We start from the raw sequence: 13,443 nt of genomic DNA, 5'->3' as shown, positions 1-13,443 counted from the left end.
GCCGGACACGGCGGCCCCGGGCAGGGCCGGGGGCGTCCTGCCCGGCGCGCGCCGGCGTCGTAGGGTGACAGGGTGCCGCACACCGCTTCCCGTTACCTCACCGAAGGCCCCCGCGTGGGCCTTCGCCCCTTCACCTACGACGACGCCGCGGAGTTCACCGCGCGGGCCCGGGAGAGCAAGGACCTGCACCACCCCTGGCTGTTCCCGCCGGACACCCCTGCCGCCTACGCCGCCTACGCGCAGCGGCTGATCGAGGACCCCGCCAAGGCGGGGTTCCTGGTCTGCGAGAAGGAGGCGGGAGGCGCCCTCGCCGGCTTCGTCAACATCAACAACATCGTCGAGGGCGGCTTCCTCTGCGGCGCCCTCGGCTACGGCGCCTTCGCCCACGCGGCCGGACGCGGGCTGATGCGCGAGGCGCTGGACCTCGTCGTGCGGTACGCCTTCGGGCCGATGCGGCTGCACCGGCTGGAGATCAACGTGCAGCCGGGCAACACCGCGTCCATCGCCCTCGCCCGCGCCTGCGGCTTCCGCAAGGAGGGCTTCTCCCCGAAGATGCTCCACATCGACGGCGCGTGGCGCGACCACGAACGCTGGGCGCTCACCACCGAGATGCTGACCGGGGAGAGCTGACCGCGCACCACGCGAAAGCCGCTCGTCACGGCCTCTGTTCAGGCGGGCGTCCGGGGGCTTCCATGGAGATCGTGACGACGATCCGACATGAGGTACTCACGCTGCCGGCCGCGCGCCTCGGCCCCGACAACCCGCTGCCCGCCCTGCGTCCCCTCGACGAGATGCACCGCATCGAGGACCGCGACAAGAAGGACCTGCCGCGCGACATGGCCCGGCAGATCGGCTACGCCCCGCTGCACAGCCTGCTGCCGGTCCCCGTGCGCGACGGCTACGACCGGGACCGCGCGCCCCGGTCCCTCGGCGCCCTCGTCATCGAGAACGACCGCCTCCGCGCCACGGTCCTGCCCGGCCTCGGCGGCCGGATCGCCTCCCTCGTCCACAAGCCCACCGGCCGTGAACTGCTGTATGTGAACCCGGTGTTCCAGCCCGCCAACTTCGCGCTCAACGGCGCCTGGTTCTCCGGCGGCATCGAGTGGAACATCGGCGCGACCGGCCACACCACCCTGTCCTGCTCGCCCGTGCACGCGGCCCGCGTCCCCGCCCCGGACGGCGGGGAGATGCTCCGCCTGTGGGAGTGGGAGCGGCTGCGCGACCTGCCCTTCCAGGTCGACCTGTGGCTGCCCGACGGCTCCGACTTCCTCTACGTCGGCGCGCGGATCCGCAACCCGCACGAGCGGCAGGTGCCGACGTACTGGTGGTCCAACATCGCCGTCCCCGAGGACTGCCGCGTCCTCGCCCCCGCCGAGGAGGCCTACCACTTCGGCTACGAGCAGCGCCTGCGCCGCGTCCCCGTCCCCGAGTACGACGGCGTCGACCGCACGTATCCGCCCAACAGCACCTACGCCGCCGACTACTTCTACGAGGTCCCCGGGGAGCGTCGCCGCTGGATCGCCGCGCTGGACGCCGACGGCCACGGGCTCGTGCAGACCTCGACCGACACCCTGCGCGGCCGGAAGCTGTTCGTGTGGGGGCGCGGGCCAGGCGGACGGAGCTGGCAGCAGTGGCTCACCGAACCAGGCACCGGCGGCTACTGCGAGATCCAGGCCGGCCTCGCCCGCACCCAGCTGGAGCACGTCCGCCTGGAGCCGGAGAGCGAGGTGTCCTGGCTGGAGGCGTACGGGCCCTTCGAGGCACGGCGCGAAGGGGAGTGGGGCGCCGTCCTCGACGAGGCGGAGGCCCGTCTCGAGGGCGTGCTGCCGCGCGCGGACGTCGACGCGGCCTACACGGCCTGGCTGCGGTGCGCCGACACCGACCCCGGAGAGCGGCTGGCCGCCGGGTCGGGGTGGGGCGCGCTCGAGGTGCTGCGGGCCGGGTGGAAGCTGCCCGGCACGCCCTTCGACGAGAGCACCCTGGGCGAGGAGCAGCGGCCCTGGCTGCGTCTGCTGCGCGCCGGTTCCTTCCCCGAGCCGCCCGAGAGCCGGCCTCCGGGCGGGACGCTGGTCGCCCGGCACTGGCGGGACATGCTGGAGACGGCGCCCGCGACCGGGCTCACCGAGTACCACCTGGGCGTCGCCCAGTGGCACGGCGGCGACCGCGCGCAGGCGGTGCGCAGCTGGGAGCGGGGCCTGGCGCAGGACGGCCCCTCCTGGCCCGTCCTGCGCTGCCTCGCCGTCGCCGACCGGGAGGAACGCAACCCGGAGCGCGCCGCCGACCACTATGTGCGAGCCTTCGACGACCTGTGCCGCGAGGCCGGGGACGCGGACGGCGACCCGGCGGGGGAGTGGACCGCCGCCGTGGCCGCCCTCGGACGGGAGGCGATCGAGGCGCTGCTCGCGGTGGGGCGTACGGCCGACGCGCGGTCGGTGTGGGAGCGGCTGGCTCCCGCCACCCGGGCCCGCGGACGTTTCCGGCTGGTCGAGGCGGGCCTGCTGCTCGCCGAGGGACGGAACGAGGAGGCCCGCGCCGTGTTCGACGCGGGCTTCGAGGTGGCCGACCTGCGCGAGGGCGACGAGGTGATCGGACGGCTGTGGGCGCGGCTCACGGACGAACCGCTGCCGGACCGGTACGACTTCCGGATGCGGCCCACGCCGTGACGAGACATCCGTGACGGAAGGTCAGACGCGGCGGTCCGCGTACTCGTAGACCGCCCCGTCCGGGTGGCGCGCGATCAGGTTACGGCCCACGGGGGTGGGCAGCGGTCCGGCGAGGACGGCCGCGCCCATCTCCTCCAGCACCTGACGGGTCTCGTCGACGTCCTTGACCGCGATGGTCGCGGCGACCTTGCGCAGCACGTCCAGTTCTGCCTCGGGACCGCTCATCAGCAGGAAGCAGCCCACCGCGGCGACCTGGACGCCCTCACGTTCGAACCGCAGGGCGGTCCCGCCCGCCAGCCGCTCGTAGAAGGGGATGGCGGTCTCGATGTCGTCGACGCAGACGCGCAGTGTGGCACCCAGAATCTCCATGCGTCCGAGGGTAGTTGGACGCCCCGGGCGGCGTGCGGGACGGTGCCGGTCTCCACACGACCGCCTCCCGCGGTGCGCCCGGGGCGAGTTACCGGGTCCCGGGCACGGGTACCCGGGCGTCATGCAGCGCTTGGAGCACATGCAGCACCTGGACAAGCATCTGGTGGACGAACTGGCCCATGTGGCACGGGAGTCCGTACGCGCGGAACTCCGCGAGCAGACGCGGGGACAGCGCCGGAAGGCGGCCCTCTACGCCGGTTCCGGCGCCGCCGCTCTGTACGCGGGCGCGGCCGTCGCCCTCGCCGTGGGCCTCGCCCTCGACCTGGTGCTCCCGGGCTGGGCGGCGGCCCTGGTCACGGCGGTGATCCTGGCGGCGGTCGCCTTCGTCCTGCGGACGGCGGCCCGTCCGAACACCCCGGGCGCCGCCGCGACCGGCGTGACCGGCGGGACGAAGGCCACGGGCTCCGCCGCCGTGCCCCCGGTGCCGTCCACGCCGCCCACGGTCGGCACCGACCACACCCGGGGCGACGGCTGAAGCCGGGGCGGCGCCTTCGTGCGGCGGGCGTCGAAGGACGCGGCCGCACCCGGGCCGCCCCGCCGGGAACGGGTCCGACGTTTGGCGGTCCCGCACAGGGGGACGCGGAAGTCTCCCGACGTACGCGACCGCGCCGGAGGCGAACCGTGAGTCGACCCCGCATTGTGATCGTCGGTGCCGGCTTCGCCGGGTACCGCACGGCCCAGATCCTGTCCCGCAGGGCCAGGGGCCGGGCCGAGATCGTCCTGCTCAACCCGACCGACTACTTCCTGTACCTGCCCCTGCTGCCCCAGGTCGCGGCCGGGATCCTCGAACCGCGCCGGGTCACCGTGTCCCTCTCCGGGACGCTCCCGCACGTCAGGCTGGTGCTGGGCGAGGCCGGCCGTATCGACCTCGACGCCCGCCAGGTGCACTACTCCGGCCCCGAGGGCGAGGGCGGCACCCTCTCCTACGACCGGCTGGTGCTCGCCGCCGGCAGCGTCAACAAGCTGCTGCCCATCCCGGGCGTCGCCGAGCACGCGCACGGCTTCCGCGGCCTGCCCGAGGCGCTGTACCTGCGCGACCACGTCACCCGCCAGGTGGAGCTGGCCGCCGCCACGGACGACCGGAGGCGCTGCTCCTCCCGGTGCACGTTCGTCGTCGTGGGCGCCGGCTACACCGGCACCGAGGTCGCCGCGCACGGCCAGCTCTTCACCGACGCGCAGGTCGCCAAGCAGCCGCTGCGCACCGGCATGCGGCCCCGCTGGATCCTGCTCGACATCGCCGACCGGGTCCTGCCCGAGCTGGACGAACGCCTCTCCCGCACCGCCGACACGGTGCTGCGGGAGCGGGGCGTGGACGTCCGGATGGGCACCTCCGTGAAGGAGGCCACCTCCGACGGCGTGCTGCTCACCGACGGGGAGTTCGTCGACACCCGCACCCTCGTGTGGTGCGTGGGCGTACGCCCCGACCCGCTCGCCGAGTCCCTCGGGCTGCCGATGGAACGCGGCCGGCTGCTGGTCGACCCGCACCTCCAGGTGCCGGGCCGCCCGGAGGTCTTCGCCTGCGGTGACGCGGCCGCCGTGCCGGACCTGGAGAACCCCGGCTCGTACACCCCGATGACCGCCCAGCACGCCTGGCGGCAGGGCAAGGTCTGCGCGCACAACATCGCCGCGTCCTTCGGCGACGGGGAGCGGCAGGCGTACCGCCACAAGGACCTGGGGTTCGTGGTGGACCTCGGCGGCGCCAAGGCCGCCGCGAATCCGCTCGGCGTCAATCTTTCCGGGGTGGCGGCAGGGGCGGTGACCCGCGGTTACCACCTCGCCGCGATGCCCGGCAACCGGGTGCGGGTGGCCGCCGACTGGCTGCTGGACGCCGTACTGCCGCGGCAGGCCGTCCAGTTGGGGCTCGTACGGTCCTGGTCCGTGCCGCTGGACACCGCTTCCCCCGAGGTCGCGCGCGTCCCGGGCCGGCCCGGGAGCGCCGGCCCGGCGGACACGGACGGCAAGCCGGACGGCGAATCCGTGAAGACCCGGTCCGGGGGCGAGCCGGCGAGGAACCAGCCGGGGGGCGAGCCGGCGAGGAACCAGCCGGGTGGCGAGCCCGCGAAGAATCAGCCGGGTGGCGAGCCCGCGAAGAATCAGCCGGGTGGCGAGCCCGCGAAGAACCGGCCCACCGCGGGCACGTCCGACGTCGCGCCGCCCCCCGACCAGCCGGGGCCCGGCCCCGACGTGGCGCCCGGGCCCGTCCGGCGCACCGACCGCTTTACCGAAGGAGACGCATGAACACCGGTGATCTCGTCGAACTCGGACAGCAGTTGCGGGTGGACAGTGTCAGGGCGGCGGCCGCGGCCGGCTCCGGGCACCCCACGTCGTCGATGTCCGCGGCCGACCTCATGGCCGTCCTCTTCGCCCGCCACCTGCGCTACGACTTCGAGCGCCCCGACCACCCCGCCAACGACCGGTTCGTCCTCTCCAAGGGCCACGCCTCCCCGCTGATGTACGCCACCTACAAGGCGGCCGGCGTCATCGGCGACGAGGAGCTGCTCACCTTCCGCGAGAACGGCAGCCGCCTCGAGGGCCACCCCACGCCCCGCAAGCTCCCCTGGGTGGAGACGGCGACCGGCTCCCTCGGGCAGGGACTGCCCGTCGGCGTCGGCATCGCGCTCGCCGGGAAGCGGCTGGACCGCACCGGCTTCCGCGTGTGGGTGCTGTGCGGCGACAGCGAGCTGGCCGAGGGCTCCGTGTGGGAGGCGGCCGAGCAGGCCGCGTACGAGAACCTGGACAACCTGACCGCCGTCGTGGACGTCAACCGGCTCGGCCAGCGCGGCCCCACCCGGCACGGCCACGACCTGGACGCCTACGCACGCCGCTTCCAGGCGTTCGGCTGGCACACCGTCGAGGTGGACGGCCACGACGTGGACGCGGTGGACCGCGCGTACGGCGAGGCGCTGTCCACCCGGGGCCAGCCGACCGCGATCCTCGCCCGCACCCTCAAGGGCAAGGGCGTGGAGTCCGTGCAGGACCGGGAGGGCCTGCACGGCAAACCGCTGCCGGAGGCGGAGGACGCGATCGCCGAACTGGGCGGCCCCCGCGACCTGCGCATCACCGTCCAGGCGCCGCCCGCCGACGGCGAGGCCCCCGCCCGGCGGATCACCACGCCCCAGCTGCCCCGCTGGGAGCGCGGCGAGGACGTGGCCACCCGTGACGCCTTCGGCGAGGCGCTGGCCGCCCTGGGCTCCGCGCGTGACGACGTCGTCGCCCTGGACGGCGAGGTCGGCGATTCCACCCGTCTGGAGTACTTCGCCAAGGAACACCCCGAGCGCTACGTCGAGTGCTACATCGCCGAGCAGCAGATGGTCGCCGACGCGGTCGGGGTCGCCGCGCGCGGCTGGCTTCCGTTCGCGTCCACGTTCGCGGCCTTCCTCACCCGCGCCCACGACTTCGTCCGGATGGCCGCGGTCAGCGGCTCGGGTCTGAACCTCGTCGGATCGCACGCGGGCGTCGCCATCGGCCAGGACGGACCCAGCCAGATGGGCCTGGAGGACCTGGCGATGATGCGGGCGGTGCACGGCTCCACCGTGCTGTACCCGTGCGACGCCAACCAGACCGCCCGCCTGGTCGCCGCCATGGCCGGTCTGGAGGGCATCCGCTACCTGCGCACCTCGCGCGGCGAGAGCCCCGTGATCTACGGCCCCGACGAGGAGTTCCCCGTCGGCGGCAGCAAGGTGCTGCGCTCCTCCGGCCAGGACCGGCTCACCCTGGTCGCCGCGGGCGTCACCGTGCCGGAGGCGCTGGCCGCCGCCGACGCGCTCGCCGAGGAGGGCATCGCCGTACGGGTCGTCGACCTGTACTCGGTGAAGCCCGTCGACGTGCAGACGCTGCGCACGGCCGCCGAGGAGACCGGCTGTCTGATGACCGTCGAGGACCACCACCCCGAGGGCGGGCTCGGCGACGCGGTCGCCGAGGCGTTCGGCGACGGGAGTCCCGTGCCCCGGCTGGTGCGGCTCGCCGTGCGGAACATGCCGGGTTCGGCCGCGCCCGAGGAGCAGTTGCACGCCGCCGGGATCGACGCCGCGTCGATCGCCGCGGCCGGCAGGCTGCTGGTGGGGGAGGCGATCGTGTCGTGAGCGACGGCGGCTCGCGCACCGTACGGGCCGGCCGGCGCCGGGTGGAGATCCACCGCCCGGACAAGGTGCTCCTCCCGGGCGGCGACGGCGCCCGGGAGTACACCAAGGGCGACCTCGTCGAGTACCACCGGGCCGTCGCCCGCCACATGCTGCCCCACCTGCGGGGCCGGCCGCTGATGCTGGACCGGCGGCCCGACGGCATCGGAGGCCCGGCCTTCATGCAGAAGAACACCCCCGACAGCTACCCGGACTGGATCACCCGGGTGAAGGTCGGCAAGGAGGGCGGAACGGTCACGCACACCGTGTGCGACGACACCGCGACCCTCCTGTACCTGGTCGACCAGGCGAGCATCACGCTCCACCGCTGGCTCTCCCGCGCCGACGACGTGGACCGTCCGGACCGGCTCGTCTTCGACCTCGACCCGTCCGGCGACGACTTCGAGGACGTGCGCGAGGCCGCCCGGCTGCTGGGGGAGCTGCTGGACGAACTCGCCCTGCCCTCCGCCCTGATGACCACCGGCTCGCGGGGTCTGCACGTGGTCGTGCCGCTCGACGGCGGCCAGGACTTCGACTCGGTGCGGGAGTTCGCCCGCGAGGTCGCCGACACGCTGGCCGACGCCCACCCGGACCGGCTCACCACCGCGGCCCGCAAGAAGGACCGCGGTGACCGGCTCTATCTCGACGTGGGGCGCAACGCGTACGCGCAGACCGCGGTCGCCCCCTGGACGGTCCGCGCCCTGCCGGGAGCACCCGTCGCCGCACCGGTCACCTGGGAGCAGCTCGACGACCCTGAGCTGCACGCCCGCCGCTGGACGGTGGAGGACGCCGTCGAGCAGGCCGCCACGGACCCGTGGGCGGGGCTGAACCGCAAGGGCCGCTCCCTCGCTCCGGCCCGTCGGCGGCTCGCCGGACTGCGCGGCTGACCCGTCGGCGCCGTCGCCCCTTACCCCGTCGCGACCAGGGGTGACAGCCGCACATGGCGATCGGGTGAACCCTCGGAGGTTTGGCGAACACACTTGCGGCCACACGGAGGGGGAGGTGGCCATGTCGAACACGAAGAACACCGAAGAGTCACAAGATTCACAGGAATCCCAGGACTCCCGTGAGGGCCAGGACTCCCAGGAGGCCCGGACCTCACGTACGCCCCGTAAACGAACCGCACCCCGCAAGCGGCCCGAGAGCGACAGCGACACGACCGAGAGCACCACGGAACGGAAGAAGCCGAAGCCCATGCAGGTGCTGCGCCAGGCGCGCGAGCAGCTCGCGGAGCTCACCGGCATGGAGGCCGAGTCCGTGTCCTCCTTCGAGCAGACCTCGGAGGGCTGGGTGCTGGAGGTCGAGGTCCTCGAGCTGGAGCGGGTGCCCGACACGATGAGCCTGATGGCGAGCTACCAGGTGGAGCTGGACCCCGACGGGGACCTCACCGGGTACCGGAGGGTCCGCCGCTACGAGCGCGGACGCGCCGACGCGCGCAGGCCCGGCGGCCGCTAGGCCGCACGACAGCAAGCACATCCCTACATCCACGTATCCCCGACATCGAGGAGGAATGGCCGGCATGACAGTCGTACCGGCACAGCAGTCCGGCGGCGGAGGCGGCAGCAGCGGCCTCTACGACGTGCTTGAGCTTGTTCTGGACAGGGGGCTCGTCATCGACGCATTCGTGCGCGTGTCCCTGGTCGGCATCGAGATCCTCAAGATCGACGTCCGTGTCGTCGTCGCGAGCGTCGACACCTACCTCCGCTTCGCGGAGGCGTGCAACCGGCTCGACCTCGAGTCCGGGCCCAACAAGAGCCCCGGGCTCCCCGAGATCGTCGGCGAGGTGACCGAGTCCGGCGCCCGCGGCAAGTCCAAGGGAGCCCTCTCCGGCGCCGCCGAGACCATCTCGGACGCCTTCAAGCAGGGGCGCGAGGGCGAGACGGAGTCGCGCCCCCGGGCCCGTAAGAGCACGTCGCGGCGCAAGGAGGAGCAGGAGTGAGCACGTACGTCTACGGCATCACCGCCGCCTCGCACCCGTCCCTGCCGGAGGGCATGGGCGGGGTCGGCGACCCGGCGCGCCCGCTGCGGGTGCTGACCCAGGGCGATCTGGCGGCCGTCGTCAGCGACGCCCCCGAGGGCCTGCGCCCCAAGCGGCGTGAGCTGCTCGCCCACCAGAACGTGCTCAGCGAGATCGGCGCGGGCGGCTGCGTCCTGCCCATGCGGTTCGGCAGCGTCGCCCCCGACGACGACACCGTCACCTCCGTCCTCGCCGAACGCGCCGACCACTACCTGGAGCGGCTGCGCGCCCTCGACGGCCGCGTCGAGTACAACGTCAAGGCCAACCACGTGGAAGAGGCCGTCCTCCACCACGTGATGGCCCTCAACCCGGAGATCCGCGCCCTCGCGGAGGCCAACCGGCAGTCCGGCGGCGGCAGTTACGACGACAAGATCCGCCTCGGCGAGATGGTCGCCGAGGCCGTCAAGGCCCGGGAGGCCGAGGACGGCGCCGCGCTGGAGAACGCGCTGCGCGGCATCGCCGACGCCGAGAGCGTGGGCCCCGAGTCCACCGGCTGGCTCGCCAACGTCTCGTACCTGGTGAAGCGCGCGACGGCGGAGGAGTTCCTGGCCGCGGTGGAGCAGGCCCGCGCGGACATGCCCCACCTGGAGATACGACTGAACGGCCCACTGCCGCCGTACAGCTTCGTCGAGCCCGGCCCTGCCGAGCCGGCGGGCACCACGGCCGCGGGGGCGGACACCGGAGCGGAGTGACGAGATGGGCCTGATCTCGGAAGTGCTGATGCTGCCGCTCGCCCCGGCGCGTGGCGGCGCCTGGGCCATCCGGCAGGTCCTGCAGGAAGCGGAACGCATCTACTACGACCCCGCGACCATCCGTGCCGAGCTGGCCCGGCTGGAGGAGCTGCTGGAGGCAGGGGAGATCACCGAGGAGGAGTTCGACGAACAGGAGGACGCACTCCTGGACCGGTTGGAGATCGCGACGCGCTCAGGCGCGGGTCAAGGGGACGGGACGGCACAACGATGAATCGAACGGGACTGGGCCTCGCCATAGGGGCCGGATACCTCCTGGGACGGACCAAGAAGCTGAAAATGGCGCTGGCCGTCGGCGGACTGGTGGCCGGAAAGAAACTCAACCTGAGCCCGCGGGCCGTCGCCGACCTGGTGTCGCAGCAGCTTCGCGACAACCCGCAGTTCAAGGAGCTGGGCGACCAGCTCCGCGGTGAACTGCGGGGCGCCGGCAAGGCTGCCTCCGGCGCTCTGGTCGAGCGGCAGATCAGCTCGCTCGCCGACCGCCTGCACGGCCGCACCGCGGAGGTGCGCGGCCGGCTCTCCGGCGGCGGCGCCGAGGACCGGGACGCGGAGGACACCGGCGAGGGGCCGGACGACCACGAGCCGGACGACGCCGGTGAGGACCGGGACGACGACGACGGCGGGCGCGGGCGCGAGCCCGACACCGCGCGGACGGCGAAGAAGGCCGCCAAGAAGGCCCCGGCCAAGAAGGGCTCCGCGGCGAAGAAGGCCGCACCGGCCAAGCGCGCGGCCGGCGGCCCTGCGAAGAAGACAGCCGCCAAGAAGACGGCCGCGAAGAAGACCGCGTCCGCCTCGCGCGGCGCCCGCCCTCGTCCCTCGAAGGGAGGCGGTGAGTGATGACCGAGACCGTCGGGCGTGCCACGTCCGCCGCACGTGACGGTGCGGACGGCGCCAAGAACCCGCTGTCCGAACTCGCCCACAGCGAGGCCGCGGACCGGCTCAAGGCCGAGCTGCAGGACTACCTCGCCGCCCAGGCCACCCGGCTGCTGACCGGCGTCGGCCAGAAGCTGGGCGAGACCACCGGCAAGCTCAACGACATCGCCGAGGGCAACAGCCCCGGCTTCGCCAAGCTCGCCGCCGACGGCGGCAAGAAGCTCGCCGAGGGCAAGGGCCCGCTGCGCACCGCTGTGGAACTGGGCGCCACCCGCGCCAAGGACAGCGTCAAGGGCGCCCTGCAGAACCTGGGCGGCGGCAAGGGCAAGCGCAAGAAGTCCTCCGGCAACAAGCCGACCGTCATCATGGAGTACATCGACGTCGGTGTGCCGCTGCGCACGGCGTACGACCAGTGGACGCAGTACCAGGACTTCAGCACCTTCGCCAAGGGCGTGAAGAGCGCCAACAAGTCCGACGACACGACGTCGGACTGGCAGGCGAAGATCTGGTGGTCCAACCGCAGCTGGAAGGCCACGACGAACGAACAGGTCCCCGACGACCGCATCGCGTGGTCCACGGAAGGCGCCAAGGGCACGATGAAGGGCGTCGTCTCCTTCCACAAGATCGCCGACAACCTGACCCGGGTCCTGATGGTGATCGAGTACTACCCCTCGGGCTTCTTCGAGAAGACCGGCAACATCTGGCGCGCCCAGGGCCGCCGTGCCCGGCTCGACCTGAAGAACTTCGCCCGCTTCATCACGATCAAGGGCGAGGCGGAGGACAGCTGGCGCGGCGAGATCCGCGAGGGCGAGGTCGTCAAGAGCCACGAGGACGCCCTGGCCGAGGAAGAGGAGGAGCGGGGCGGCCCCGAGGGGGAGCACGAGGACGCCGGGGCCGAGGACTCCGAGGGCTCCGAGGACGAGGAGGCTCCCGAGGACGAGGAAGCTCCCGAGGACGAGGAGTACGACGAGGAAGCTCCCGAGGGTGAGACCGACGGCGGCCCCGAGGACGCGTACGACGAGGACGAGGAGTACGAGGACGAGGAGGGCGCCGGGCCCGAGGACGAGTACGAGGACGAGGCCGGCGGCGCCGAGCCCGACGACCCGTACGAGGACGAGGACGAGGAAGCCGCCGCCGACGACGAGGACGAGGAGGGCGTCCCTCCGGAGGAGGAGTACGAGGACGAGGACGAGGAATACGAGGACGACGAGCCGGCCGACGAGGCCGCTCCTGAGGAACCCGAGGGCCGGAGCCGCCGATGACAACTCCCAGCCGACTCCCCGACCCGTACGGCCAGGGCAGCAGCGCCAATCTCGCCGACATCCTGGAAAGGGTGCTGGACAAGGGCGTGGTGATCGCGGGCGACATCAAGATCAACCTGCTGGACATCGAACTGCTCACCATCAAGCTGCGCCTCGTCGTCGCCTCCGTGGACAAGGCCAAGGAGATGGGGATCGACTGGTGGGAGTCCGACCCGGCGCTGTCCTCACGCGCCCGGCGTGACGAACTGGCCCGCGAGAATGCCGAGTTGCGCGAGCGCCTGGCCCGGCTCGAGGAGCTGGAGCCGCGCCGCGCCGAGGAGGAGACCCCGTGACGGGACTGCGTTACGTCTACGCGGTCTGCCGCCCCTTCGGCACACCGCTCCAGGCCCAGCTGACGGGGGTGGGCGGCGACCCGCCCCGGCTGGTGCCGCACCACGACCTGGTGGCCGTGGTCAGTCATGTGCCCGAGGCGGACTTCGCGGAGGAGCCGCTGCGGGCACATCTGGAGGACCTGGACTGGCTGACCTCGGTCGCCAGGGCCCACCAGGGGGTGATCGACGCGCTCACCACCGTCACCACCCCGCTGCCGCTGCGGCTCGGCACCGTCTTCCGCGACGACAGCGGCGTACGGTCCATGATCGAGGCGCGCGAGGAGAACTTCCTGCGCCGGCTGGACCGGCTGGAGGGCCGGGTCGAGTGGGGCGTCAAGGTGTTCCTGGAGTCCGGGCCGGAGCAGGCCCCCGAGCAGCCCGCGCCGCAGCCCGCGGCGATGTCCGGGCGGGACTACCTGCGCCGGCGCCGGGAGCAGACGCGGTCGCGGGAGGAGCAGTGGCAGCGGGCCGAGACCTTCGCGACCCGGCTGCACGGGACCCTGGCCGGTTTCGCCGAGGACTCGCGGCTGCACGCGCCGCAGAACCCGACCCTGTCCGGCCACCGGGGCCGCAACGTGCTCAACGCCGCCTATCTGGTGCCGCGCGGTCAGTCGGAGGCGTTCGTGGAGCAGGTGGAGCGGACGAAGGACGACTCCCCGGGGCTGCGGGTGGAGCTCACCGGGCCATGGGCGGCCTACTCGTTCGCGGGCGAGGAAACCACGGGCGAGGAGACCGCCGGTGGGAGGACCGCCGGGGAGGGGACCACGTGACCGTCGTCGAACGGCGCGAGATCGCCCTGGTGGACCTGCTCGACCGGCTGCTGGCCGGCGGTGTGGTGATCACGGGCGACATCACGCTGCGCATCGCCGACGTCGACCTGGTCCGCATCGACCTCAACGCGCTGATCAGCTCCGTGAACCAGAACGTCCCCTCGCCCTTCGAGGAGTCCCCGTGACCGACG

Annotated in this window: 16 protein-coding genes; 15 read left to right on the top strand and 1 reads right to left on the bottom strand. The window is 73.1% G+C overall.

The genetic code is table 11. The features are described from left to right. The first annotated feature begins 72 nt into the window (after positions 1-72). Both ELQ39_RS04910 and ELQ39_RS04905 read left to right on the top strand, forming a co-directional pair. The gene (locus tag ELQ39_RS04910) at positions 73-630 is read left to right on the top strand and encodes a GNAT family N-acetyltransferase (RefSeq protein WP_190001535.1); all 558 of its coding nucleotides are present in this window, start codon (positions 73-75) and stop codon (positions 628-630) included. 62 nt (positions 631-692) lie between these two features. Continuing rightward, a complete protein-coding gene (locus tag ELQ39_RS04905; RefSeq protein ID WP_242591126.1) occupies positions 693-2,663 on the top strand; it encodes a DUF5107 domain-containing protein in 1,971 nt (656 codons plus the stop codon). Between the two features lie 21 nt (positions 2,664-2,684). Here the strand turns inward: ELQ39_RS04905 and ELQ39_RS04900 are convergent, their stop codons facing one another. Beyond that, entirely contained in the window at positions 2,685-3,032 is a 348-nt protein-coding gene (locus ELQ39_RS04900; RefSeq protein ID WP_242591125.1) for a VOC family protein, read from the bottom strand. Between the two features lie 121 nt (positions 3,033-3,153). Here ELQ39_RS04900 and ELQ39_RS04895 point away from each other — a divergent pair, with 121 nt between their 5' ends. The 13 genes from ELQ39_RS04895 (at position 3,154) to ELQ39_RS04835 (ending at position 13,437) form a co-directional block, all read left to right on the top strand. Beyond that, positions 3,154-3,567 carry a phage holin family protein gene (locus tag ELQ39_RS04895; protein WP_242591124.1) on the top strand — a complete coding sequence of 138 codons (414 nt, stop codon included), beginning with the start codon at positions 3,154-3,156 and terminating at the stop codon, positions 3,565-3,567. 146 nt (positions 3,568-3,713) lie between these two features. After that, positions 3,714-5,330 (top strand): NAD(P)/FAD-dependent oxidoreductase, encoded by a 1,617-nt coding sequence (locus tag ELQ39_RS04890; protein WP_242591123.1) that lies wholly within the window; start codon positions 3,714-3,716, stop codon positions 5,328-5,330. Next, positions 5,327-7,174, top strand: coding sequence for a transketolase (locus ELQ39_RS04885; protein WP_242591122.1), 1,848 nt, complete (start codon positions 5,327-5,329; stop codon positions 7,172-7,174). Before ELQ39_RS04890 ends, ELQ39_RS04885 begins: the two co-directional genes overlap by 4 nt. Beyond that, positions 7,171-8,097 carry a non-homologous end-joining DNA ligase gene (ligD, locus tag ELQ39_RS04880; protein WP_242591121.1) on the top strand — a complete coding sequence of 309 codons (927 nt, stop codon included), beginning with the start codon at positions 7,171-7,173 and terminating at the stop codon, positions 8,095-8,097. The genes ELQ39_RS04885 and ligD overlap by 4 nt, the downstream gene beginning before the upstream one ends. Positions 8,098-8,218: 121 nt before the next feature. Continuing rightward, positions 8,219-8,665, top strand: a complete 447-nt coding sequence (gvpO, locus tag ELQ39_RS04875; protein WP_190001542.1) for a gas vesicle protein GvpO — start codon at positions 8,219-8,221, stop codon at positions 8,663-8,665. Between the two features lie 64 nt (positions 8,666-8,729). Beyond that, positions 8,730-9,149, top strand: a complete 420-nt coding sequence (locus ELQ39_RS04870) for a gas vesicle structural protein GvpA (RefSeq protein WP_190001543.1) — start codon at positions 8,730-8,732, stop codon at positions 9,147-9,149. Then, entirely contained in the window at positions 9,146-9,919 is a 774-nt protein-coding gene (locus tag ELQ39_RS04865; RefSeq protein WP_190001544.1) for a GvpL/GvpF family gas vesicle protein, read from the top strand. The genes ELQ39_RS04870 and ELQ39_RS04865 overlap by 4 nt, the downstream gene beginning before the upstream one ends. A 4-nt stretch (positions 9,920-9,923) precedes the next feature. After that, a complete protein-coding gene (locus ELQ39_RS04860) occupies positions 9,924-10,190 on the top strand; it encodes a gas vesicle protein GvpG (protein WP_242591120.1) in 267 nt (88 codons plus the stop codon). Next, positions 10,187-10,813, top strand: coding sequence for a DNA primase (locus tag ELQ39_RS04855; RefSeq protein WP_242591119.1), 627 nt, complete (start codon positions 10,187-10,189; stop codon positions 10,811-10,813). Before ELQ39_RS04860 ends, ELQ39_RS04855 begins: the two co-directional genes overlap by 4 nt. Further along, positions 10,813-12,111, top strand: coding sequence for an SRPBCC family protein (locus ELQ39_RS04850; RefSeq protein WP_242591118.1), 1,299 nt, complete (start codon positions 10,813-10,815; stop codon positions 12,109-12,111). The genes ELQ39_RS04855 and ELQ39_RS04850 overlap by 1 nt, the downstream gene beginning before the upstream one ends. Then, positions 12,108-12,443 (top strand): gas vesicle protein, encoded by a 336-nt coding sequence (locus tag ELQ39_RS04845; RefSeq protein WP_033273739.1) that lies wholly within the window; start codon positions 12,108-12,110, stop codon positions 12,441-12,443. Before ELQ39_RS04850 ends, ELQ39_RS04845 begins: the two co-directional genes overlap by 4 nt. After that, a complete protein-coding gene (locus ELQ39_RS04840) occupies positions 12,440-13,252 on the top strand; it encodes a GvpL/GvpF family gas vesicle protein (protein WP_190001549.1) in 813 nt (270 codons plus the stop codon). Before ELQ39_RS04845 ends, ELQ39_RS04840 begins: the two co-directional genes overlap by 4 nt. Beyond that, positions 13,249-13,437 (top strand): gas vesicle protein, encoded by a 189-nt coding sequence (locus tag ELQ39_RS04835; protein ID WP_006130875.1) that lies wholly within the window; start codon positions 13,249-13,251, stop codon positions 13,435-13,437. The genes ELQ39_RS04840 and ELQ39_RS04835 overlap by 4 nt, the downstream gene beginning before the upstream one ends. The last annotated feature ends 6 nt before the right edge of the window (positions 13,438-13,443 follow it).

It is taken from the genome of Streptomyces sp. GB4-14 (assembly GCF_022696125.1).
GTDB classification, from domain to species: domain Bacteria; phylum Actinomycetota; class Actinomycetes; order Streptomycetales; family Streptomycetaceae; genus Streptomyces; species Streptomyces werraensis.
The sequence above is the reverse complement of the archived record's forward strand: the minus strand, read 5'-3'. Positions and strand labels throughout refer to the sequence as shown.